The 22,650-nt window shown below is 54.6% G+C and carries 20 protein-coding genes and 1 pseudogene; 2 read left to right on the top strand and 19 right to left on the bottom strand.

Annotated features, from left to right (window positions below; translation table 11 throughout):
- Window positions 1–4: 4 nt before the first annotated feature.
- Window positions 5–610 (top strand): hypothetical protein, encoded by a 606-nt coding sequence (locus IPM58_15475; protein ID MBK9308442.1) that lies wholly within the window; start codon window positions 5–7, stop codon window positions 608–610.
- A 358-nt stretch (window positions 611–968) separates the two neighbouring features.
- Here IPM58_15475 and cydB read toward each other — a convergent pair whose 3' ends face one another.
- From cydB to IPM58_15405, 14 genes and pseudogenes are all read right to left on the bottom strand, one after another.
- A complete protein-coding gene (gene cydB / locus IPM58_15470) occupies window positions 969–2,006 on the bottom strand; it encodes a cytochrome d ubiquinol oxidase subunit II (protein MBK9308441.1) in 1,038 nt (345 codons plus the stop codon).
- Window positions 2,006–3,364: a cytochrome ubiquinol oxidase subunit I gene (locus tag IPM58_15465; protein MBK9308440.1), complete on the bottom strand. Its 1,359-nt coding sequence runs from the start codon at window positions 3,362–3,364 to the stop codon at window positions 2,006–2,008. Before IPM58_15465 ends, cydB begins: the two co-directional genes overlap by 1 nt.
- Window positions 3,365–4,430: 1,066 nt before the next feature.
- Window positions 4,431–4,727, bottom strand: coding sequence for a tryptophan synthase subunit alpha (locus IPM58_15460; protein MBK9308439.1), 297 nt, complete (start codon window positions 4,725–4,727; stop codon window positions 4,431–4,433).
- 61 nt (window positions 4,728–4,788) lie between these two features.
- Window positions 4,789–4,989 (bottom strand): annotated as a pseudogene (locus tag IPM58_15455) (CopG family transcriptional regulator).
- A gap of 131 nt (window positions 4,990–5,120) precedes the next feature.
- Window positions 5,121–5,387, bottom strand: coding sequence for a helix-turn-helix transcriptional regulator (locus IPM58_15450; protein ID MBK9308438.1), 267 nt, complete (start codon window positions 5,385–5,387; stop codon window positions 5,121–5,123).
- Window positions 5,387–5,668 carry a type II toxin-antitoxin system mRNA interferase toxin, RelE/StbE family gene (locus tag IPM58_15445; protein MBK9308437.1) on the bottom strand — a complete coding sequence of 94 codons (282 nt, stop codon included), beginning with the start codon at window positions 5,666–5,668 and terminating at the stop codon, window positions 5,387–5,389. Before IPM58_15445 ends, IPM58_15450 begins: the two co-directional genes overlap by 1 nt.
- Window positions 5,669–5,927: 259 nt before the next feature.
- On the bottom strand, window positions 5,928–6,731 hold the full coding sequence (locus IPM58_15440) for a tryptophan synthase subunit alpha (GenBank protein MBK9308436.1): 804 nt from the start codon (window positions 6,729–6,731) through the stop codon (window positions 5,928–5,930).
- Window positions 6,728–7,915, bottom strand: a complete 1,188-nt coding sequence (gene trpB / locus IPM58_15435) for a tryptophan synthase subunit beta (GenBank protein ID MBK9308435.1) — start codon at window positions 7,913–7,915, stop codon at window positions 6,728–6,730. Before trpB ends, IPM58_15440 begins: the two co-directional genes overlap by 4 nt.
- 53 nt (window positions 7,916–7,968) lie before the next feature.
- Complete coding sequence (locus tag IPM58_15430; GenBank protein ID MBK9308434.1) at window positions 7,969–8,595, bottom strand: phosphoribosylanthranilate isomerase; 627 nt, start codon at window positions 8,593–8,595, stop codon at window positions 7,969–7,971.
- Between the two features lie 10 nt (window positions 8,596–8,605).
- Window positions 8,606–9,433, bottom strand: coding sequence for an indole-3-glycerol phosphate synthase TrpC (trpC, locus tag IPM58_15425; GenBank protein ID MBK9308433.1), 828 nt, complete (start codon window positions 9,431–9,433; stop codon window positions 8,606–8,608).
- A gap of 3 nt (window positions 9,434–9,436) precedes the next feature.
- The gene (gene trpD / locus IPM58_15420; protein ID MBK9308432.1) at window positions 9,437–10,453 is read right to left on the bottom strand and encodes an anthranilate phosphoribosyltransferase; all 1,017 of its coding nucleotides are present in this window, start codon (window positions 10,451–10,453) and stop codon (window positions 9,437–9,439) included.
- Between the two features lie 22 nt (window positions 10,454–10,475).
- Window positions 10,476–11,039 carry an aminodeoxychorismate/anthranilate synthase component II gene (gene pabA / locus IPM58_15415; protein ID MBK9308431.1) on the bottom strand — a complete coding sequence of 188 codons (564 nt, stop codon included), beginning with the start codon at window positions 11,037–11,039 and terminating at the stop codon, window positions 10,476–10,478.
- A 77-nt stretch (window positions 11,040–11,116) separates the two neighbouring features.
- Window positions 11,117–12,616: an anthranilate synthase component I gene (gene trpE / locus IPM58_15410; GenBank protein ID MBK9308430.1), complete on the bottom strand. Its 1,500-nt coding sequence runs from the start codon at window positions 12,614–12,616 to the stop codon at window positions 11,117–11,119.
- A gap of 10 nt (window positions 12,617–12,626) precedes the next feature.
- Window positions 12,627–13,244, bottom strand: a complete 618-nt coding sequence (locus IPM58_15405) for a LysM peptidoglycan-binding domain-containing protein (GenBank protein MBK9308429.1) — start codon at window positions 13,242–13,244, stop codon at window positions 12,627–12,629.
- A 226-nt stretch (window positions 13,245–13,470) separates the two neighbouring features.
- On the opposite strand from IPM58_15405, the gene ligA reads away from it, so the two are divergent.
- Entirely contained in the window at window positions 13,471–15,534 is a 2,064-nt protein-coding gene (ligA, locus tag IPM58_15400; protein ID MBK9308428.1) for an NAD-dependent DNA ligase LigA, read from the top strand.
- Here ligA and IPM58_15395 read toward each other — a convergent pair.
- The 5 genes from IPM58_15395 to IPM58_15375 all read right to left on the bottom strand — a co-directional run bounded on the left by IPM58_15395 (window position 15,531) and on the right by IPM58_15375 (window position 22,602).
- Entirely contained in the window at window positions 15,531–16,805 is a 1,275-nt protein-coding gene (locus IPM58_15395) for an HlyC/CorC family transporter (protein ID MBK9308427.1), read from the bottom strand. The genes ligA and IPM58_15395 overlap by 4 nt on opposite strands.
- A 272-nt stretch (window positions 16,806–17,077) precedes the next feature.
- Window positions 17,078–17,755 (bottom strand): septal ring lytic transglycosylase RlpA family protein, encoded by a 678-nt coding sequence (locus IPM58_15390; GenBank protein ID MBK9308426.1) that lies wholly within the window; start codon window positions 17,753–17,755, stop codon window positions 17,078–17,080.
- Between the two features lie 2 nt (window positions 17,756–17,757).
- A complete protein-coding gene (locus tag IPM58_15385) occupies window positions 17,758–18,168 on the bottom strand; it encodes an ACT domain-containing protein (protein ID MBK9308425.1) in 411 nt (136 codons plus the stop codon).
- A gap of 246 nt (window positions 18,169–18,414) precedes the next feature.
- Window positions 18,415–21,951, bottom strand: coding sequence for a vitamin B12-dependent ribonucleotide reductase (locus IPM58_15380; protein ID MBK9308424.1), 3,537 nt, complete (start codon window positions 21,949–21,951; stop codon window positions 18,415–18,417).
- Window positions 21,952–22,230: 279 nt separating this feature from the next.
- Window positions 22,231–22,602 (bottom strand): DUF4359 domain-containing protein, encoded by a 372-nt coding sequence (locus IPM58_15375; protein MBK9308423.1) that lies wholly within the window; start codon window positions 22,600–22,602, stop codon window positions 22,231–22,233.
- Window positions 22,603–22,650 lie beyond the last annotated feature (48 nt).

The following is a 22,650-nucleotide window of genomic DNA, read 5'->3' as shown; positions in this document are numbered from 1 at the left end:
ACTTATGTTGTCTCGATCTTACACGCAATTCGTAGCTGTCCTCGGCCTTATTCTGGTCCTCAGTGGCTGTGGAGGCTTACAGGAAGTGTGGGAAGGCCCCGGCAGCAGGGTATTCAGACCGCAGAGCATCGCCGTGTTGCCACCGATGTCGAGTCAATACGACAGCGCCCGCGAAGACATTCAGGAGGTCTTGGCCGTCGCACTCACCCGGCAAGGACGCATCGAACGGGTCGTCTCGCCGGAAAACGTGACGGATATCTTTCAGGCTTCCAAAGAAGCGTTCGATTCACTCGTGTTCTATTTCTCCCGCCTCGAGATGACCGGTCAATCCGACAAAGACTCCGCCGTCAATCTCGGGAAATCCCTCAATGTCGATTCATTTCTGGTCGTCAGGGTCAATTCCTGGGAATATGTGCGGAAAGAAGGCGATAACGTCGGGCGAGTTGGGCTGAGCTTAAGGCTGGTCGATGCTACGACTGGCACGACAGTCTGGAAAGCGCGCCACGAGCGGTCCAACAGCTACATGTTCATCAAGCCGAGCCTCAAACAAATCGCCAAGGACCTAGCCGACGAGATGATCAAATACATGCCTCCGCAAGCCAAACCCTGACACTCGCTCATTTTCTACTTACCCTCTCACTCCTGTTTTAATACCTGTCCCGCATTTTCATCGTCACCATGCGATAGCTAAAGACTTGTGAGCCCTCCGCTTTTTGATAGAGCGATGACCTTCCCTCGATTTCAGCGACACCTATACAAGGAGGAACAAGATGGAATCGGAGGGAAGGTCAAAAAGTGACCGTTCCAGGGGGAGGGCCTATAGAGTATTTCTGTGGTTCTTCGAGCACAGCAGTCCGCATGCGTTAGGAACTTGGTCAATAGGGCTGATCTAGAGAAACTCCCCGGTAATAGCGGGACTGTAGATCGCCGCCTATTAAGGCAGGTTTTTAAGGATGAGCGCTACACCATCAGTGCGCATCATCCGACTGTGTCTTTCCCAGAAAGCGAGAATAGAGATAGATCTGGCAGGTCAGAATGAGCAAGGCCCCAACCACGAACCACACAATCCCGACGGTTAATCCATAGGAATTAGTGGCTGCGTTATAAACGGTGAGGCTGAACGTCAGATCCGTTGTGGAGACCAAGATGTACGGATGCATACCGAACATCACGCTGGAGAGCATGAGGAAAATAAACACACATGACGCAAGAAAGGCAGAGAGGTCGCGTTGGTAAAGCCTGAAATATAGGCTGTATCCAAGCGCGATAATGCCGATGATCGGTGCAAGGTACACTACCGGATGACGGGTAAAGTTGAGACTTAAGTTCGGTTGAACCACTGGTACAGCCATCACAGTCAGCGCCGTGCACCCGGCGGACATCCACCCGAGAATCCAGGCAGCCGAGACAGCCCGCTGATAGAGGGCTCCTTCCGTTTTCGTGACGAGGTAATTCGCGCCATGAAATGCCAGGACGACCGCACTCGTCAGTCCAAGCAGCACCGTGAACCAATCAAGGATCCCGGGTGCCGATCCAGGTTGAAAATCTGTCCAGAAGGGGACAAAGAAATACCCATCTTCATTGAGAGGCACCCCACGAATCAAATTGCCCAACGCCGTACCAAAGACAATCGCCAGGAGCGCACTGGACGTGCTAAAGGCCATATCCCACGCCTGCTTCCAGAGCACATGGTCAACCTGTGCGCGCAACTCCAGCGCCAAACCACGAAAAATGAGCAGCCACAGCACCAAGATCAGTGCGAGATAGAAACCGCTGAATCCAGCCGCGTACGCTTTGGGATACGCAAAGAACAGAACGGCGCCTGCCGCGATCAACCATACCTCGTTGGCATTCCATACCGGTCCGATCGAGGTGCGCACTGTTTGGCGTTCTGTTTCGGTCCGTGCGACAAACGGATAGACGATACCGACGCCGAAATCAAAGCCATCTAACACCACATACATGGCCAGCATCACAGTGACAATGATAAACCACGTTGTTTCCATTAATGGCCCGTTCCGTGAAGACCATTCATCGCGGGCGGATCAAGGGAGACCGGCCCCTGGCGAATGATGTTGCTGACAAGCAGGATAAACAGCAGGGCGAGGAACAAATACAATCCCACAAACCCTATCAAGGTAAAGAGGGCATTCCCCGAATGCACGAGCGGCGAGGTACCGTCCGATGTCCGCAATAGGCCATACACCAGCCAAGGTTGCCGTCCCAGCTCGGCGGTCATCCAGCCAGCCGACGTGGCAATGTACGGGAACGGCGCACACAGCATCAGCCACCAGAGCAACCATCTCATATTGAATAGCCAGCCTCGCCACAAAGCGAGGAGGGCCACGCCGAAGAGAGTGACGAAAATCGTCCCCAATCCAGCCATCACATGATAGGCATAATAGAGAAGCGGAATATTATCCGGCCACTCGTCGCGAGGAAACGCATCGAGCCCTTTGACTTTGGCATAGAGATCTTTGTACACGAGAATACTGAGTGCTCCGGGAATCTCAATCGGGTTGTCGATGGTCATCGTTTCAAGATTGGGTTGCCCAATTAGATAGAGCCCGGCCTCTCGCTCTGTCGTGAAGAGCCCCTCAAACGCCGCTCCCTTGACTGGTTGATATTTGAACACCTGATCGGCATTGCCATGCCCCGTTGGGAAAATCATCAGTCCAGACGAGATCGCGCCGGCAACGACACCGGTCCGAAGAAACGTTTTTGCATGGGGCAGATGCTGACCAGATAACACATAGTACGCACCCACCGCAGCAACCACGCAGGACGCGGTGACGACCGCGGCTGTCATGTTGTGAGTGAATTGCCAGAAGAGCCACGGGTTGGTGAGTAGCCCGCTCAGACTGGTGACGAACACTCGGCCGTCAGCTGCTACCTGATAGGCGACAGGATGCTGCATCCAGGCGTTTGTGGCCAAGATGAAGTAGCCAGACAACCACGTACCAACAAAGAGCATGAGGGTGGCAAACCACTGCACCCGGCGACTGAATCGCTTGCGAAACAGCAAGATACCGAGAAACGAAGATTCCAGGAAAAAGGCGAAGACCCCCTCCATGGCCAGCGTTTGCCCGATCACGCCTCCCGCATAGTTGGAAAAACGAGCCCAGTTCGTTCCGAACTGAAATTCGAGCGGGATCCCAGTGACGACGCCGAAGCCAAAATTGAGGGCGAAGATCTTCGTCCAAAAGTCAGCCACTTCCTCAGCATGTTCATCGCCAGTGAGCAAGACCCGGCTGCGCAAATAGAGCAGCAGCAAGGCCAGCCCCATCGTTAACTGCGGAAAGAGGTAGTGGAAGGTGGCAGTAAAGGCAAATTGAAGCCGATCGTAGAGGAGCGCGCTGGTCATGCTGATGCTGAGAGTCTAAGAACAGGACACACTAAATCTCACGCTTTTTCTCACTGTAGCAACAAAACCCTGATGACCAAAGCATTGAGAGAAAACTAGACGTGACACGTTCACATCGCGGAAGACGTCAAAAGAATCAGAATTGATCTTGCTTCACAATCGTGAAGTGCTATCTCCGCCTGTGTGAATGAAGTGCTACAGATAGGCGTCAGAAACCCCTAGAAGTCCTCATAGGCCAGAAAAGGAGTTTTGCGAATTCCGTCTGACCGGAAATTCCAAATCCTCTAATGAGGGGAAGGGATAAGCGGAAACCCTGGCGGTTGCGGGGGAAGTGTATCGACTGGCTTATCGGTGTCCGGCTTTACAGCGTAAATTACCCCATCGGCTTCAATCTGATACCCAAAGGCTATTCCTTCAATTTGATACTCAGATGCTATTTTATATCTTGAATAGTCACTCCTTCGTATCCAGTACTCCTTCGGAGGGCGAAGAAAGAAATAGGACCACCCAGCCTTCTTTGCTGTCATAACGAGCAATACCGGGGAGGGTCGCTCATGAGCATGAGGATAAGTAAAAGGAGCAGTATAAAGCTTGATAACACCTACTGAGTTATTTTGAATAACGTGGTGGACGCCCCTCTTATGGGAAACGTTAATCGCATCACCAGTATGGTTGTAGACAACGAGGTCGTCAGGATCAGGATCAGGGGGCCGTACGAACTTCATCAGGAACACCGCGGTTATGCACCCAATTATGAAGATCCAAAACACTCGCTTTTCATTGGCCGACAACGCATCATACCGAGCGAACGCCGACTCAGTTTGCGGACTCATAGATTCTTTTCCAAAAATAGGCGCTTATATACCGATCACCTACGGCAAAGAGTGGTGAAGCCTAACCAGCCATGACACCACATCATAAGTATAGCTGACGTTTGTTCGGGTCAGATCACTGAGCGTGAGTAGACACGTGGAGAGGATGTTGCTGAAGCCAGTATGCCGCGGTCACGTCTTGTTCTTTGCGTCAACTTCGGTCTTCTGCTAGGGAGTCAAGTCTTGCTAGTTGCCTAGTCCGGCACCATTGCCGCTTTTAATGATCGGACAAACTCAGCCACCTGCCTGACCATCGCCGAATCTTGCCGATGAGACGCGATGCGTTTCACGATAGCGCTGCCGACGATGACTCCGTCGGCCATTCTAGAGACCTGCGCAGCATCCTCGGGCGTGGCCACGCCAAAACCGACGGCGTTGGGCGATCCGGAGACTTTCCTCAGTTTTTTGACGTTTTCTTGGATGTCCCCAACGTTGCTGAGCTTCGATCCTGTAATCCCCGTCAGCGAGGCATAGGAAGTTAGGTCTGGCATGAGTATCGGCTTGCGAAGAGGCGGAAAGCTGACACTCGCCAGGGGGTTGTCCACCAGGTGGTCAACTTGCCTTCTTCTGCTCTTCCTTCAATCGCTCGGCAATCCACAACTTGATCACGGATTGCCTCGTGACGCCAAGGCGGCTTGCCTGTGCATCCAGTGATTCGATGATCCAATTGGGGAAATCGACATTCACGCGTCTCTGTTCATGCCCCGGACGGGGCGCCTTGGAGAGCGTAAGATGAGGCGTGACATCTTTCCCCGCATAATCATCTTCTCAAGGTTCATGGCTTTCATAGTAGAGTTGATTACACCTCCGTTTTTCTGTGCCTGCGGCCTCACACCTGCAAGCGCCTCCTTCGTCTCGAAACGAATGTCAATGTGGAAAGGCTCCTAGGCAGCGGATTGTTTGGTCACGTCCCAGCCAGGAAATACCAGGACGGCGGGGTGGCACCGCAGGATACGCGCCAGCGTCTTGGCCCGCTCGACACCCAGATTGATGGTGTCGGTTTCAATGGCTGAGATGGTGGACTGAGGAATCTTCGTCCGTCGAGCTAACTCACTCTGCGTGAGCCCCTGAAGTTCACGGATAATCCGAACGGATTCTCCCACCGACACAGCCACTCGTGTTTTTTCCGGACGAATGTCCTTGCGTCTCATCATTGCCTCCGATAATCGTGCGCGGTCACGTCCATGACTATCACCAGGACACGCTGGTCCTCAACCTTGTAGATCACCCGATACTGCTCATTCAGGCGTGACGAGCGATGCCCTTGCCACTCCCCATGGAGACGTTCATCGTGGAACCCCTTGATCAGGCGTAAGCCTGCAGGTCCGGAGATTCGCACGATATCTTTCCATTTCTCATAGCGCTTAAGGATCTCAAGCGGGAGACGATCGAGGCTTTTTCCGGCTCTACGATGCTCGAACACCTCCCACATGATTGAGCATTCTATACCATATTAGATATAGCAGGTCAAAGTTTCCAGGTCGGATCTTGTTGTCTGCATGACCTGTTTGAGCCGGCGCTGGCCATCGGCTTATGAGTGCCAAGATCATCGGTCCATTCGACAAGAAGTCTTTGGCGACAATAAGCTTTGTGCCTGAGTTCCGGGAGATGATTGCATGTGGAAGCTACTACGAGAGTGAACGACTTGCACAAGAAATGATGTGCGGAGGTCCCTGTGGCCGAACGGCCAGTTAGGCTGGTGCCATCGCGGCTTTGAGCGATCGGACAAACTCAGCGACCTGCCTGACCATCGCCGAATCTTGGCGATGAGACGCGATGCGTTTCACGATAGCGCTGCCGACGATGACTCCGTCGGCCATTCTAGAGACCTGCGCAGCATCCTCGGGCGTGGCCACGCCGAACCCGACGGCGACGGGAGAGGCGGAGACTTTCTTGAGCTTTTTGACGTTCTCTTGGATATCCGTCACATTGCTGAGCTTCGCGCCGGTAATCCCCGTCAACGAGACGTAATAGACAAACCCGTGCGATTCTTCCGCCACCAGTTTTCGCCGACTGGCTGTGCTGGTCGGAGCAAGTAAGAAGATGAGCGGTAGTCCTGCGGCATCGGCCGGGCCTTTGAGCGGACCCGCCTCATCCGGCGGCATATCCGGCACGATCAACCCATCCACGCCGGCAGTACTTGCAGCCGTGCAAAACTCCTGATACCCCATCGCATGGATCGAGTTGTAGTACAGCATGAGGACGATCGGGATCTCCGTGCGCTGCCTGAGCGACTTGATTGACGTCAGAATTTTCCGTAGTGTCGTGCCGCTCTTCAACGCCCGTTCGGCCGCCTGCTGAATGACCGGCCCGTCTGCGATTGGATCTGAGAAGGGCACTCCCAGTTCGATGATATCGGCCCCCGCCTGTTCTAGGGCTACAACCAGCTGTTCTGTTTCGGGCAGCCCCGGGTCACCCGCCATGAGGTAGGCAATGAGCGCTTTCTCTCTCTTGGCGCGCAGACGAGCAAAGGTCGCCTCCAACCGACCGGTCATAACTCCACCCCCCGCATCTTAGCCACCTGTTGCACATCTTTGTCCCCACGACCGGAGAGGTTGGCAATGATGAGCTGCGACTTCTTGAGCCTTGGCGCTAACTTGACGACTTCTGCAATGGCATGTGCGCTTTCCAACGCCGGCACGATGCCCTCTTCATGCGCCAGGAGATCAAAGGCAGCCAGCGCTTCACCATCTGTCGCGTAGGTGTACTCGATGCGGCCTTGATCGTGATAGAGACTGTGTTCCGGACCGACCGCGGCATAGTCCAAGCCTGCTGAGACGGAATGGGTCAAATTGATCTGCCCGTTCTCGTCCTGCAGCAGATACGTCATGGTGCCTTGCAAGACCCCTGGTTTCCCACCGGAAAACCGCGCGGCATGTTTGCCGTTCTCAATCCCGCTCCCTCCGGCTTCGACCCCAACCATCTTGACCTTGCGATCCTCCAGAAACGCATGGAACAGCCCGATCGAATTACTCCCGCCTCCAACACAGGCCACCAGATAATTCGGCAACTTGCCCTCCGCGGCAAGAATCTGTTTTCGCGCTTCCTTTCCAATGATCGCCTGAAAGTCACGGATCATCATGGGATAGGGGTGGGCCCCAAGCACCGAACCCAGGATGTAATGGGTCGTGCGGACATTGGTCGTCCAATCCCGCATCGCTTCACTGATGGCATCTTTCAATGTACGACTGCCGGCATCAACTCCGGTCACTTTTGCACCGAGTAACCGCATGCGGAAGACATTCAACGCCTGCCGCTGCATGTCTTCTGTGCCCATATAGATTTCGCATTCCAGTCCGAACAACGCGGCCGCCGTGGCAGTTGCCACACCGTGCTGACCGGCTCCGGTCTCAGCAATGATGCGCCGCTTCTTCATGCGCATGGCCAGCAACACTTGCCCGATGGCATTGTTGATCTTGTGCGCACCGGTATGGCAGAGGTCTTCACGTTTCAGGTAAATCTTGGCGCCGCCCAGTTTTTTCGTGAGTCGATCGGCACTGTAGAGACTGGTCGGACGTCCCACGTACTGTTTGAGGTAATAAGCGAGATCGGTCTGAAACCGGCGGTCTTTCTTGGCTTTGGCATATTCTTCTTCCAATTCCAAGAGCGCCGGCATGAGGGTTTCCGGTACATACCGGCCACCATACGGTCCGAACCGGCCATGACTATCTGGAAGCATCGACATGGGATCAAGCTCTCCTCAATAACGGGTTGGCAGTATATCCGCGGCGATCAGATAGACACAAGGCGTACCGATTGAATGAAGGCTTTGACTTTGTCTGGATCTTTCTTGCCGGGGCTCTGTTCCACGCCACTGCTCACATCAACCCCATAGGGGCGCACATGGGTAATCGCGTCGGCCACATTAACTGGAGTGAGTCCACCGGCCAAGATGATGGGCGCCGAGCGAGCGGCTTCCTGCGCCAAGGTCCAATCGACCGTCTGCCCTGTCCCACCATAGGCCTGATCTGAAAAGGCGTCGATGAGAAATCCTCGGATATTCGCCCTCCCTTGGAACTCACCCAGCGCAAGAAACGTCCCGCGATCCTTCAGGCGTATGGCCTTCAATGCGGGGCGACCGAGGCTCTGACAATACAGAGCTGATTCATCGCCATGCAGCTGAGCCAACGCAAACCCACATTCATCCATAAGCCCCCTGACCTTGGCAGACTCTTCATTCACAAACACACCGATCGGCAGTACGAACGGCGGAAGTCCGGCGACAATGGCTCTCGCCACCGCAGGCTCCACGAATCGCGGGCTTTTCCGGTACATGACAAAGCCCAGCGCATCAGCGCCTGCCTGTGCTGCAACCTCTGCGTCCTCCCTATTGGTAATCCCGCAGATCTTGACTTTCATCGTGACTGGGCTAGGCAGACCGTGCGCTGTTCGGTCCGATCCCAAGCAACTCCCGGACCTTATCGGATGTGTGTTCAGCGCGAATGAGGGACTCTCCGATCAACATGGCATGAATACCGGCCTCGTTCAGCTTCACCACATCATTCCGTGTATGAATCCCACTTTCACTGATGATCAGCTTGTCCGGAGGAATTCGGTTTGCCAGTCGAAAGGTCACGTTGAGGTCGGTCGTGAAGGTCTTGAGATCACGGTTATTGATCCCAATCATTCTCGCGGTAGGAATCCACTCCAAGACCGTATCCAACTCTCGCTCGTGATGGGTTTCGAAGAGGCTATCCATTCCAAGTTCAGTGGCTAACGCATAAAAATCCATCAACTGGCGCCGTTCCAATGCAGCCACGATGAGCAAGATCGCATCGGCACCATGCGCACGCGCTTCATAAAACTGCACATCGTCGACCATGAACTCTTTATTGAGGGCAGGAATCGGTATCGCACGCTTAATGGCTTTCAGATATTGGAGATCTCCTTGGAAGAAATCCTTGTCGGTCAACACCGAAACAGCTGATGCCCCTTGTTCATGATAGGTCCGAGCAAATCCGAGATAATCAAACGCCTCTTCAAATTCAGGACGTAAAAGCCCTAGACTTGGCGAGGCTTTCTTCACCTCGGCAATCAAGGCGGGGCTAGCGAGAGGCTTGGTTGCATCTAACCTGACGGCAAAGCCAAGCGTCGGTGGCACGTCTCGAATCGCCGCTTTGAGATCCGCCAGGTACGAACGGCTCTGCTTATGCCTCAGTTCCGCCTTCTTATGTTCGAGGATACGATCCAGGATCATGAGTTAGCCGTGCTTCGTCGTAAACGCAATGAGTCGTTCCAGTTTCTCGGCCGCAGCTCCTGCATCGATGGTACGTTGGGCGAGAAGGAACCCTTCCTTGAGTGTTTTTGCCTTTTGTCCCACCACCATGGCCGGAGCGGCATTCAAACACACCATGTCTCGTTTCGGGCCTTTCCGACCCTGCACAATGTCCTGGATGATATGCGCATTGTCCTCCGACGTGCCACCTGCAAACTCTTTTTTCGAGACGCGCGGCAAATCGAACTCCTCCGGGGCAATAAAATAACTCGTCACCACTCCACTTTTCCCCTCTGAAACTCTGGTTCGATCCGACAGGGTGATTTCATCCAGACCATCCATCCCATGAATGACGAAACAATGCTGTGACCCGAGCTCCAACAAGACCCGCCCAAGAATGTCTGTCCATTTCGAATCATAGACTCCCAATACTTGATGGGTAGCACTAGCCGGATTCGCCAACGGGCCCAGCACGTTCAAAATAGTCCGAATCCCCATCTCTTGCCGAACCCCGGCACATTGTTTCATCGCGCCGTGGTAGAGCGGTGCATATAAGAACCCAATGCCGACTTCGTCGATGCAATCCGCAACGCGTTCCGGCTCCAAGTCGATCTTGACTCCGAGGACACTCAGCACATCGGCGCTGCCGGATCTGGACGAAACCGAGCGATTACCATGCTTCGCCACCGTGATGCCCGCGCCGGCCACCACAAATGCCGCAGCCGTGGAAATGTTGAACGTATTGGCCCCATCGCCACCGGTTCCGCAGGTATCCACCACGACCGACGAGCCGACTCTGATCTTCGTGGCTCGGGATCGCATCGCGTTGACTGAACCGACGATCTCGGAAACAGATTCTTCTTTCTGCCTGAGTCCCATGAGATAGGCCGCCACCTGTGATGAGGTCGCCACTCCGTCCATGATCTCGAGCATGACGGTTTCAGCCTCTTGTACGGTAAGATCCGTTCTGTCGGCGAGCTTTGCGAGTGCGTCTTTAATCATGGTCGAACGAGGATGGCGCCATTTAAAGCTTCAAGTAGTTGCGGAGCAAATCCTTCCCGGCAGTCGTCAGAATCGATTCCGGATGAAATTGAACCCCCTCGACACAGAGCGTTGTATGTCGAAGCCCCATGATCTCACCTTCGGCGGTCTCAGCGGAGATCTCCAAACAATCGGGAAGGTTGACTCGATTCACAATCAGAGAGTGATAGCGCGTGGCCTCAAACGGATTGGGCAAGGATCGAAAGATGGTCTTGCCGTCGTGTGTGATCTGCGATGTCTTCCCATGCATCAAGCGCTGCGCTCGGATCACCTCTCCTCCAAACGCAACGGCCATCGACTGGTGTCCTAAACAGACGCCAAGGATGGGTATCTTCCCACCAAATCGACGGATGGCCTCGACAGAAATGCCGGCCTCCTTGGGCGTACATGGCCCAGGAGAGATCACGATTCGACTCGGACGCAACTCCTCAATCTGATCCATCGTGATCTTATCGTTACGGTAGACCTGCACATCCTCGCCCAACTCCCCAAGATATTGCACCAAATTATAGGTGAAGGAATCGTAGTTATCGATGACGAGTAGCATGGGGATACCGATACCTTGTGGATGTTCGTCGAGAAGAACGCGCGATTGATCGATCTCCTACCTGTGGCATACGAACCCTACTCGAGCCCCTGTTCCGCCAACTCAATGGCCTTCATCATTGCGCGGGACTTATTACAGGTCTCTTCGTACTCGTGCTCTGGGTTGGAGTCGGCCACGATCCCGGCACCGGCCTGGATAAACGCCCGATGTCGGGACACGACGACCGTTCGGATATTGATACACATGTCCATATTTCCCGAAAAACTGAGGTACCCCACCGCGCCGGCATAGGGCCCACGCTTCGTCGGCTCAAGCTCTTCGATGATTTCCATGGCTCTGATCTTCGGTGCCCCTGACACGGTTCCGGCAGGAAAGCAGGCCTTCAACACGTCATACGCTGTCTTGCCCCTACCCAGGGTGCCTGTGACATTCGACACGATGTGCATGACATGCGAGTACCGCTCGACATTCATCAATGACTCGACACGAACCGATCCCCGTTCAGCGACACGACCGATATCATTGCGGCCAAGGTCCACCAGCATGATATGTTCCGCTCGTTCCTTGGTGTCGGCCAGCAGTCGGCGCTCCAGCTCCGCATCTTCTTCCATCGTCGCCCCCCGACGCCTGGTCCCAGCAATAGGACGCACCGATGCCGACCCATCTTCGCATCGGACAAGGATTTCAGGAGATGAGCCGACCAGTTCGACTCCTGCGATACGCAAGTAGTACATGTAGGGCGAGGGATTTACGACACGAAGGGCTCTGTAGAGCTGGAACGGCGGAGCCTGGAGACTGGTTTCCCACCGTTGCGATAGCACGCACTGAAAGATATCGCCGGCCTTGATGTATTCCTGAGCACGAGCCACCATCTTCTCAAAGTCAGCCTTGCTCATATTGGCCGTGAATCGAAGCGGAGATCGTCGGCGCTTCGGCTTCTGGCGCTTCAGGGGCCGGCGCAGCCTGTCGATCATGGCCTCGATTCGCCCCGTCGCTTGCCGGTACGCTGCACGCACATCTCGCTCGGAGGTAGATTTGACATGCGCATTGGCCACGACCTTGATCTTTTGCGACACGTTGTCGAAGATCAACAAGGTTTCGGTCAACAGAAATGCAAAGTCCGGAAGATCAAGATGCTCTTTTCGGCTGGACGGGAGCTCCTCGAACGTCTTCACAACATCATACCCAAGGTAGCCAACGGCTCCACCGATGAAGCGAGGAAGATTCGGAACCGTCACAGGCCGATAGGCCTCCATGAGCTCCCGCAGGCGATCGAGCGGCGCTCCTCGGCTCGGGATGCGTCGGCGGTGCGCCCCCTTCTTCACACACAGGTCTCCACGATCTTCATAGATGACCAGCGGAGACCCGCTTCCAAGAAAGGAATATCTCGCCCATTTTTCCCCGCCCTGGATGCTTTCCAGCAAGTAGGCCGACGGGCCATGGTCGATCTTTGCGAATGCTGAGACCGGCGTGTCATGATCCGCCAGGATTTCACGGAACAGCGGGATCAGGTTTCCCTGCGTGGCATAGGAGCGGAACTCATCCAGGTTGAGCGAATACGTCTCAGACCGCCGCATGTCTTTCCAGCTACTCGTCTACCAGAAGGAGTTTTTGGCCGACTTCAATGATGTCATCCGGAAGTTTGTTGATCTGTTTCAACGTCCCCATCTCTATGCCATACCGCCGACTAATGCCGAACAAGGTCTCACCCGGCTTCACCACATGCACCTTTGTGTCGGCACTGATCGACAGATCATCATAGACCTGACGCTTCCCATCCAACTCACTCGAAGCAGGTTTACGCATTCCGGTTTTCTTCTTCTTGACGGTGGGGGATTGGCCTTTCCGCTGCATATCCTCCAAGGCTTTTCGTTCGAGCACCGTCGCTTCGCGAATCGCCTCTGCCTCTTCCTGGAGACGGCCCATCTGTTCGCGTGCCATCTGCACTTGGGAAGATAATTCCCGATTCCTCGCCTCGTATTCTGCGAGTTCGGCCTTCGCGCGCCTGACGTCACTATCCAATTCAGCCGTTCGTTTTTCTTCCTGCGCCAAAAGACGTTGAAAATTCAAGCTCCGCGCTTTCTCGGCATTATACTTTTCTTCCAATACCACACACCCACTCAGCAACGACCCGCTGCACAGTGTGGCAATTAGGAGAGCGAACATTCTCGCCAGATTACGCACTGAGCGTTCATCCTTCTGCATAGATCCTCCTCTTTACCTTTTGCCCATTTTCCACGGACAAATAGCATCCTAGAATAGTGACCATCGATGCTAAAGTCAAAGTACATGATGGTCCTTTGGTTTGACCGGCTCCGCCACCTATGCTACTGTCGCGTTCGTTCACGCCTCTCTCCCGACCCATGCCCGACACTGACTGCCATTGCATCTAAAAGATGATCTCCCAGGTTCCTCATTCTTAAGGACGGCGATGCGACAGGATTCACTGTACCCAGACTCATCCTCGACTCCTGAAATCTCGACAACTGACCAAGATCGACTCACAGCCCTCAAGGCTCAAATCGGGCATCATGACTACCTCTACTACGTCAAGGACCAGCCGGAGATTTCCGATGGCGAATACGACCGGCTGTTTCGTGAACTGGTTGAACTCGAGCAGAAATACCCCGAACTAATCACACTCGATTCTCCCACTCAACGCGTCGGCGCGCCCCCTTTGGACGAGCTCGGAAAGGTTCGGCATGAACAACCGATGTTGAGTCTCGATTCCATCGTGGATCCCGACGAAGTGCTTGTCTTTGACCAGCGGATGAGACGAGCGCTTCAAACAAACCAGATTGAGTACACGGTCGAGCCAAAATTCGATGGCCTCTCGGTTGAGCTGATCTATGATCATGGACGTTTTGTTCGTGGTTCAACTCGTGGAGACGGCAGTATCGGTGAGGACATTACCATTAATCTCCGGACGATTCGTTCATTGCCGCTCCACCTGCATGGCAAGACACCTCCGGACCATCTGGCGGTGCGTGGAGAAGTCTATATGCGCCTTGATGACTTCCACGCCCTCAACCGTCGCATGACGGAGCGCGGGCTGGATGCGTTCGCCAATCCTCGCAATGCCGCCGCCGGTTCACTTCGGCAGCTCGACTCCCAGATTACCGCCTCTCGCCCGCTCGTTCTGACGTGTTATGAAGTGACGGCAACGGTGGGGCCTCGTCCAGAATCACACTGGGACGAGCTTGAGGCATTGACCCAGTGGGGGCTCCCTGTTCCAGTCCTGAGACGACGATGTGACACCATCCATCAAGTCTTGGAGTTCCATCGAGCCACAGCGCAACAACGTGACAATCTGGCCTACGAAATTGACGGAGTGGTGGTGAAGGTCAACCGTGGAGACTGGCAGGCTCGGTTGGGAATGAAATCCCGAAGTCCTCGTTGGGCTCTCGCCTTCAAATTTCCTCCACGGAAAGAAATTACCGAGGTGCAGGATATCGCCATATCTGTTGGTCGAACCGGGACGCTCACTCCCCTGGCGCTCTTAAAACCGGTTGAAGTCGGGGGGGTAACCATCAGCCGCGCAACCCTCCACAACGCCGACGAGGTCGCCAGAAAAGATATCCGGGTCGGCGACACCGTGCGGGTCGAACGTGCCGGGGACGTGATCCCGGCGATCGCGGAGCGGATACCCCTCCCCAACGAAACCAGATCGGCTCCCTTCCAGATGCCGAGCGCCTGCCCGATATGCGGTTCTGCCGTCGCCAGAGAAGGCGCCTATTATTACTGTACGGGCCAGGCCTCGTGCCCGGCTCAACTGAAGGGTGCGATCGAACATTTTGCTTCGAAAGCCGCACTCAACATCGAAGGCCTGGGCAAGAAGACCGTTGCGCAGTTGGTAGATCGAGGGCTCGTCAAGGATCTCTCCGATCTGTATCGACTCGATCAAGGGCAACTGTTACAGCTCGAAGGGTTTGCCGAACGTTCATCAACCTTGTTGCTCGACGCCATTACGCAGAGCACGACGATGCCTCTCGACCGGTTTTTGATGGGGCTTGGAATCCGTCAAGTCGGGCAACATATCGCCAAGGTACTTGCGCGGGAGTTCGGTTCGCTTGAAGCCATCATGTCGGCTGACCAGGATCGGCTTCAGAGGATTAGAGAAATTGGGCCGGAAATTTCGGCAAGCGTATTTTCCTACTTTCAAGAAAGCTCGAACCGGCGAGTCATCGATCAGTTGCAGAAGCTTGGTCTTTCGATCCAGAGCAGGCTCCCCCCCCCCTCCAGCCCAACAGATCTACCCTTCTCGGGACGAAGCTTTGTGTTCACCGGAGGCCTGACGCGGATGACGAGGAATGAGGCCGCCTCGCTCGTCGAACGACTTGGCGGCACCGTATCATCCAGTGTCAGCAAAAAAACAACCTACGTGGTGGTAGGGGACGAGCCTGGATCCAAGCGCGATCAGGCGATGAAATTAGGGGTGCAAGTTCTCAACGAAGAGGAGTTTGAACGCTTACTGGATCGGTCTGGGAACGTCTAGCCTGCAACAGATGCTTCGACCGGGACCGCCACTTTTTCCTCTTTAAAAATGTGCACGCTTCGGATCGACCGGGGATCAGCCTCATGAACGACCAAGCGGCAATTCTCGATTCGGATCTCTTCTCCGGCCAAAGGGATTCGGCCGAGAATCTCTTGGATTAAGCCGCCAATCGTCAACGCCTCATCGCCGCCAAGCTCGACTTTGAGGAAGTCGTTCACCTTCCGCACCTCGGTCCGTCCATGAACCAGAATTTGGTTCTTCCCAATACGCTTGATGAGTTCTTCCGTAATATCCGTTTCATCGACGATTTCACCGACCACTTCTTCGAGGAGGTCTTCAAGAGTCACCAGACCCATGACCCCGCCGAACTCGTTGACGACGATACCCATATGCCGCTTCTCCTGCTGAAACTGCTTCATGAGGTCGTCGGCCGTCTTGCCTGCCGGCACAAAAATGGGTGGTTGAGCGATATCCTTCAGTCGCAATTCAGTTCGTCCTTTTGCCAGTTCGGTAAGCGCCTTGGTCTTCGAGAGAATGCCCGTAATGTTATCGAGCGTCGCGTCATAGACCGGAATCCTAGAATACTTGGAATTAAAGAGTTGTTCCTGTGCTTCCTTCAGGTGAAGATTCCCATCGAGCGAAAAGACATAGATGCGCGGCGTCATCGCATCTTCCGCCGTAATGTCCTTCAACTGGAACACGTTTTTGATCATCTTGACCTCTTCGGACTCCAACTCCCCGGCCTTCCCACCCTGATCAAGCATGATCTTCAGCTCTTCTTCCGTGACCAAGGGATGCGTTAATCCCTTGCCTCCCGTCAACTTATAGATCAGGGGCACCATCAGAAAAAGAATCGGGTGCAACATGATCTGAACCCAGGAGATCGGATAGGCCAACGTCAAGGTCACAGGCACGGAAAATTTTGCCGCCAGCGTCTTGGGAATCACGTCAACCGAGACTAATAGTACGAAGGTCAAAATACCGACCATGACTGCGATGGCTTCTTCAAAAATGCTCTTCTCTCCATAGGCATTCAAGGTAATGAACGTCGCAAACATCGGGATGGCCGTACTGACGAGCCGATCGCCTACCAAGATGGTCGAAAAGAGCCGCTGAGGATCACTCCTGAGTTGCAAGGCTTTTTCGGCACGTTTGCTGCCGTTTTGCGCTAACGCTCTTAGTCGTGTTTCGTTCACCGAGAAGAAGCCGATCTCGGCAGTAGAAATAATGGCGGATAACCCTATCAACCCTAAGAGGATGAGGATGTCCATCGCCGTCTTGTATTAGGGACGCTGAACCAATATGGCTGGCTTGATGAGAAGCCGGGTGTCTCCCAGAGGATATCTCTTCGTCCACCCTTCAGAGGATCTTAAGATTAGAATGACCGAACGATTTAACATAGGAGTCACAGTAGCTAGATGTACCATAGGGATCAAAAGCAGGCAAGCAGTTCGAAAAACGTTACTGCAAAATCAAATACTTCCGGAATATCATTGTTGCAGGAGTCGGCTCAAACCCTTCGGCTCTGCCCATTGCTCTTAGTCTAGCCATCATCTCGAATAACTAATGATTTAAGGCCAACCGTTCGAGTGAACCGATCTGCAAACCGCTGCGCCTCCGACTCGGTCTGGAACCGACCAAACCGAACGCGGTAACGGCGTCCCTCAGGGAGATCGACATGCATGATCCATCCATCGGGAAAGTCTCGCCGGACTCGTTCCAACAATGCCCGTGCATTCTCATAGTCTGCAAATGCTCCAGCTTGAACTCGTAACGGACCCATTCCTTCCGGTTGAGCGACATAATCGATGACTCGAAGCTCGACTCGGTCTGTTCCGTTCTTCACCATGTCCAGTGCTCGAGCGCCGGCTAATGAAAGGTCCAAGATCCGCCCCCTCGCGAACGGCCCTCGATCGTTCACCCTGACCGTGACCTGTCGCCCAGAGGTCAAGGAACGAACCACTGCCACAGACCCGAGCGGCAGTGTTCGATGCGCAGCTGTCAGCTTATGCATGTCGTACCGCTCCCCATTCGCGGTCTTGTTTCCATGAAAACCTGGGCCATACCACGAGGCCTCACCGCGCTCCACTACGCCTACTGGATATCCGGGGAATCGATTGATCTGACGGGAAGGTCCTGTGCAGCCTTGCGCGAGAAGCCCCCCCACAAGACCTATGAAGATAATCGTCGAAGCAATACCCGTGTGCGGCCACGGCCGCACGGTCAAAACTCGTCAAGGGATTGATTGCGCAGAATAGTCAACGCTTTGTCGGTGTTGGAAACCGTCAGGACGACGAGCGCCCGTTTCCCTTCCCGTGAGGGCGTGCAGTAACCGCACTTGATGTTGATCCGACTCTTCATCAACAGTTCGGCTACTTTTCTCAATGCGCCAGGCTTGTTCTCAAGGCTCAACAGCAGAGCCGTTTCTTCCCCAAACTTGATTTTCGCCGCGCGAAGGGCCGCGCGAGCACCATCGAGATCAGCCACAAGCAAGCGCAGCTTTCCCGCACCCGTCACTTCCGGAGCGGAAAATGCTTTAATGTTCACTCCAGCTTCTCCAAGCACGGCCGTGACTCTGGCAAGAGCCCCTGGTTTACTTTGACCGCTGATGACAAGCTGCGTTGCGACCGGCATAGCCGAACTCCTCTGGGCTCGTCCCCGTTAGAACCGTCTGCGCCTCGCCAAGCGAGCCACTTGCAACGGAGACCACCCCCTCCGATGCTCACAATTCCTGGAAGAGTCTATCGGTTTTGAGAAAACCTTTCGACTCCTGACCCGCCGGATCACCAGCGCCCCCGTACCGAATCGCCTGTGCTGAATTCGCCGTTTTCTACAGCAGATGCACGATGATGGAGATTTACTTTGCATGGACTCACTCCTTTATGAGCATCCACTCGTCGCACCGCAACTGACACACTTGAGACAGGTCCCGTTCCGAACCATGGTGAACTGTTTACATTCGGGACAAGGATCGCCCTCGTAGCCCTTTACTCTAGCATCTTTGGCACTTTGTATTTCTGTCAGAGTCAGAGTCTCGCGCATGAGCTCCACTTGTCGGGCGACGCGATGTCCGTTTCCATGGCCGTTTCCTTTTCCGCCGTTTCGACGGATCGGAAAGTGTTCCGTCACGACGGAAGATTTCGCCAGCGCATCGAGATCAGCTTCTTCCTCGAAGCATTCAGGGTCCATATCGTCTTTCTTCATTGAATCCATGCGCAGATCTTCTTCTTTCACCTGCGCAAGATCATACCGGTCAAGATAGGTGACGGCAAGTTCGCGGAAGATGTAATCGATGATCGAGGTCGACATCTTGATCCGATCATTCAGTTTGACGGGACCGTTCGGCTCAAACCGCGTGAAGACGAAGGCTTCAACAAATTCTTCCAGTGGGACGCCGTGCTGAAGCCCAAGCGAGATGGCGATCGCAAAGCAGTTCATGAGACTTCTGAACGCCGCGCCCTCCTTGTGCATGTCCAAAAAGATTTCCCCGACGGTCCCATCTTCATATTCACCGGTTCGCAAATACAGCTTGTGTCCGCCGACAATCGCTTTTTGGGTGTACCCGTTGCGCCGACCCGGCAGCGGGCGGCGTTTGGCAAGGTACCGAACGAGCACCCGCTCGGTCACTTTTTCAGCCATCTCCATGACACCGGTCGTCGCTTCGATCGCCTTCCCACTGTCGGTCGATGCGCTCAATGGCTGGCTGAGCTTGGACCCGTCACGATACAAGGCCACCGCTTTCACCATGCTCTTCCAGGCAAGCAGATACGACGCCTTGACCTCATCCACGGTGGCTTCGGCCGGCATATTGATAGTCTTGCTGATCGCGCCGCTGATAAACGGCTGCGCCGCGGCCATCATGCGGATATGGGCATCGACGGCAATAGAGCGTCGTCCGATTCGTCCGCATCGATTAGCACAATCGAAGACCGCAAGGTGTTCGGCACGCAAATGCGGCGCGCCCTCTACCGTCATCGTCCCAGAACAGAAATCGTTCGCAGCAGCGATCTCTTCTTGCGTAAAGCCAAGTGCCTTCAGCATATTGAAATTCGGCTCATTGAGTTGCCCCTCGGTGAGGCCGAGCTGTTCCACGCAAAAGGCTTCCCCCAGGATAAACTTATTAAAGGCGAACTGAATTTCGAACGCCTGCCGCAACCCAGACTCGAGTCGATCTAAGGCTGCATCGTCGAATCCCTTCTGACGCAGCGTGTCATGATCGATAAAGGGCGCGCCTTTGAGCGTCTGCGCACCGACACAGTAGCGGACGATCTGCTGAGCCTGTTGGTCCGTGTAGCCGAGATTGGTCAACGCGGGCGGCAGGCTTTGATTGATGATCTTGAAGTAGCCTCCCCCCGCCAGCTTCTTGAACTTCACCAGCGCAAAGTCAGGCTCAATCCCGGTAGTATCACAATCCATGACCAACCCGATCGTGCCGGTCGGAGCAATCACCGTCACCTGCGCATTGCGATACCCATAGGCCGCCCCAAGCTCAAGCGCATGGTCCCACGCCCTTCGAGCGGCAAGCAGCATGTCCGGAGGACAGTGTTCGGGACGAATTCCCATCGGCGCAATCGTCAAGCCTTCATATTCGGTATGGGGCACTTGGTATGCAGCCCGCCGGTGGTTGCGGATCACGCGGAGCATGTGGTCCCGATTCTTTGCGTAGCCAGGAAAGGGCGACAATTCGGCAGCCATTTCCGCGGATGCGCGGTAGGCTTCCCCGGTCATGATGGACGTGATAACTCCACAAATCGCCAGCGCTTTGGGAGAATCATAGGGAATCCCCAACCGCATCAGGACGGTGCCGAGATTCGCATAGCCCAACCCCAACGTCCGGAATTGATAGCTCTTTTCGGCGATCGAGCGGCTCGGGAACGAAGCCATCAAGACGCTGATTTCCAAGGCAATCGTCCACAGTCGAACGGCGTGGCGGAAATGCTCCAATTCGAACTGCCCGTCAGCGCTATAAAACTTGGTGAGGTTGAGCGAAGCCAGGTTGCAAGCAGTATCGTCCAAAAACATGTATTCGGAACAAGGGTTGGACGCATTGATCCGGCCGTCTTCCGGACAGGTATGCCATTCGTTGATGGTCGTATCGTATTGCGTTCCAGGATCCGCACAAATCCAGGCCGCCCAGGCGATTCGATCCCATAGGTCCCTGGCCTTGATGGTCTTGCATACCTTGCCGTTTGTACGGCGTTTGAGTTGCCAGTCACCGTCGGCTTCGAGTACGGCAAAAAACTCATTGGGGATTCTGACACTGTTGTTCGAATTTTGGCCGGAGACCGTCTGATAGGCTTTGCCGTCCCAATTGGTGTCGTATTCATGAAACAGGAAATGCGTGAACCCCTGCTGCGCATAGGAGAACATCCGCTGGATGTACGCCTCCGGCACCAGATCACGACGGGCCAACGTCAACGCCTCGCGTAGGACCGGATTCGTTTTATGATCAAGATCCAGCCTGAGAGCCCCGTCACCGTCGACCGTATGACAGGCCTTCAAGACCGCGTTGAGGCGCTGCGCGCAGATCTTCGAACCCGTCACCATCGCCGCAACTTTTTGTTCTTCGACGACCTTCCAATCGATGAATTCCTCGATATCCGGATGGTCGAGGTCTAAACAGACCATCTTCGCGGCGCGGCGAGTGGTCCCGCCGGACTTGATCGCCCCTGCCGCGCGATCCCCGATCTTGAGGAAGGACATAAGCCCAGAAGACCTGCCGCCGCCTGAAAGTCCTTCGCCATCACCTCGCAACCTCGAAAAGTTCGTCCCGGTCCCCGAACCATACTTGAATAGGCGAGCCTCCCGTACCCAGAGATCCATGATCCCGTTCTCGTTCACGAGATCATCCTCGATCGATTGAATGAAACAGGCATGGGGCTGAGGATGTTCGAACGCATTGGTGGCTTTGACCACCTCCTGCGTTTTGGGATCGACGTAATAGTGCCCCTGCGCCGGTCCAGACAAGCCATACGCATAGTGAAGGCCGGTGTTGAACCATTGGGGAGAATTGGGAGCGGCCATTTGATGCGCCAGCATGTAGCACATCTCATCGTGAAAGGACTCGGCATCTTCCGTGGTCTTAAAATACCCGTGTGACTTGCCCCAATGGGTCCAGCATCCGGCCATACGCTCAAAAACCTGGCGAGCATCCCGCTCGCCCCCGAGCACCGGCTTGCCGTCCGAATCGACAAGGGGCTGACCGTTCTCATCGCGTTGGGGAATTCCCGCTTTCCGAAAGTATTTTTGTGCCAAAATGTCGACGGCCAACTGAGACCAGGTCTCTGGCACGTCGATATTGTCGAGCTTGAACACAGTGGACCCGTCGGGGTTGCGAATCTCGGACGACCGTTTCACGAACGGCAGCCCCTCGTAGGGGCTCACTCCGCGATTGGTAAATCTCCGGTCAATTTTCACGGTAGCCCTCCCCCTGGTAGGCAATGGATTGTGGGTTGCTGCTGGTCGCTGTCATGTGCGATGGATAAAATGTGTTTGTCACCAGCAGTCAACTACATATAGCTAGCATGTTTTTTTGTCAACACCAAGTATTGTGGATCTTTGGGAAGTGAGAGGAAAGGCTGTGAATAGTTGAATCGCGAATCTCACCGCCTATTTGGGGCACGTCTGAAGGAGGTTATCCACAAAAATAAGCCGATATGCGAAGCTTCCGCAGATGACCCCAGCCATTTTTTCTTTCTAAAAGGCCATTCGGCCGATTTTTAGCGCGGCTTCCTCGACTCCCTGAATCGGAATAAACCGACCACCGAGACCCAGTACGATGACTTTGGTATCCGCCACCTGCGTTTCATACTGACTCATGATTCCCCAATTGTGTCGCGCCGTATTCGGCCGAACGAATGATTCCAGTAACTTCCTACTTTGCGACCGAAACACCTGGCGAATGAATTGTTGCTCCCGGGTCGGTGCGCCCTGGTCCATTCGGTCTATCGCTTTCCCCAATTCCCGCTCAACGAAGCCCAAATAGTCGTCCATGGTTGGGTTGGACCATGCCAAACCGACTGCTCCTGCAAGAGCACCGACGATCACGGTCAAGCGAAAAAGACTCATGACTTCTTCGGGACCTTTCCTCTCACGATCTGGGATCAGGTCAACAGA

The sequence above is a fragment of the Nitrospira sp. genome, assembly GCA_016715825.1.
In the GTDB taxonomy this organism is placed as follows: domain Bacteria; phylum Nitrospirota; class Nitrospiria; order Nitrospirales; family Nitrospiraceae; genus Nitrospira_D.
Note: the sequence above shows the minus strand (reverse complement) of the source record. Positions and strands in the feature narration are given on the sequence as shown.

What these genes read in the sequence shown, in the direction of transcription:
- IPM58_15475 (MBK9308442.1), top strand. Translation starts at nt 5, where the DNA reads ATGTTGTCTCGATCTTACACGCAATTCGTAGCTGTCCTCGGCCTTATT.
- cydB (MBK9308441.1), bottom strand. Translation starts at nt 2,006, where the DNA reads ATGGAAACAACGTGGTTTATCATTGTCACTGTGATGCTGGCCATGTAT.
- IPM58_15465 (MBK9308440.1), bottom strand. Translation starts at nt 3,364, where the DNA reads ATGACCAGCGCGCTCCTCTACGATCGGCTTCAATTTGCCTTTACTGCC.
- IPM58_15460 (MBK9308439.1), bottom strand. Translation starts at nt 4,727, where the DNA reads ATGCCAGACCTAACTTCCTATGCCTCGCTGACGGGGATTACAGGATCG.
- IPM58_15450 (MBK9308438.1), bottom strand. Translation starts at nt 5,387, where the DNA reads ATGAGACGCAAGGACATTCGTCCGGAAAAAACACGAGTGGCTGTGTCG.
- IPM58_15445 (MBK9308437.1), bottom strand. Translation starts at nt 5,668, where the DNA reads ATGTGGGAGGTGTTCGAGCATCGTAGAGCCGGAAAAAGCCTCGATCGT.
- IPM58_15440 (MBK9308436.1), bottom strand. Translation starts at nt 6,731, where the DNA reads ATGACCGGTCGGTTGGAGGCGACCTTTGCTCGTCTGCGCGCCAAGAGA.
- trpB (MBK9308435.1), bottom strand. Translation starts at nt 7,915, where the DNA reads ATGCTTCCAGATAGTCATGGCCGGTTCGGACCGTATGGTGGCCGGTAT.
- IPM58_15430 (MBK9308434.1), bottom strand. Translation starts at nt 8,595, where the DNA reads ATGAAAGTCAAGATCTGCGGGATTACCAATAGGGAGGACGCAGAGGTT.
- trpC (MBK9308433.1), bottom strand. Translation starts at nt 9,433, where the DNA reads ATGATCCTGGATCGTATCCTCGAACATAAGAAGGCGGAACTGAGGCAT.
- trpD (MBK9308432.1), bottom strand. Translation starts at nt 10,453, where the DNA reads ATGATTAAAGACGCACTCGCAAAGCTCGCCGACAGAACGGATCTTACC.
- pabA (MBK9308431.1), bottom strand. Translation starts at nt 11,039, where the DNA reads ATGCTACTCGTCATCGATAACTACGATTCCTTCACCTATAATTTGGTG.
- trpE (MBK9308430.1), bottom strand. Translation starts at nt 12,616, where the DNA reads ATGCGGCGGTCTGAGACGTATTCGCTCAACCTGGATGAGTTCCGCTCC.
- IPM58_15405 (MBK9308429.1), bottom strand. Translation starts at nt 13,244, where the DNA reads ATGCAGAAGGATGAACGCTCAGTGCGTAATCTGGCGAGAATGTTCGCT.
- ligA (MBK9308428.1), top strand. Translation starts at nt 13,471, where the DNA reads ATGCGACAGGATTCACTGTACCCAGACTCATCCTCGACTCCTGAAATC.
- IPM58_15395 (MBK9308427.1), bottom strand. Translation starts at nt 16,805, where the DNA reads ATGGACATCCTCATCCTCTTAGGGTTGATAGGGTTATCCGCCATTATT.
- IPM58_15385 (MBK9308425.1), bottom strand. Translation starts at nt 18,168, where the DNA reads ATGCCGGTCGCAACGCAGCTTGTCATCAGCGGTCAAAGTAAACCAGGG.
- IPM58_15375 (MBK9308423.1), bottom strand. Translation starts at nt 22,602, where the DNA reads ATGAGTCTTTTTCGCTTGACCGTGATCGTCGGTGCTCTTGCAGGAGCA.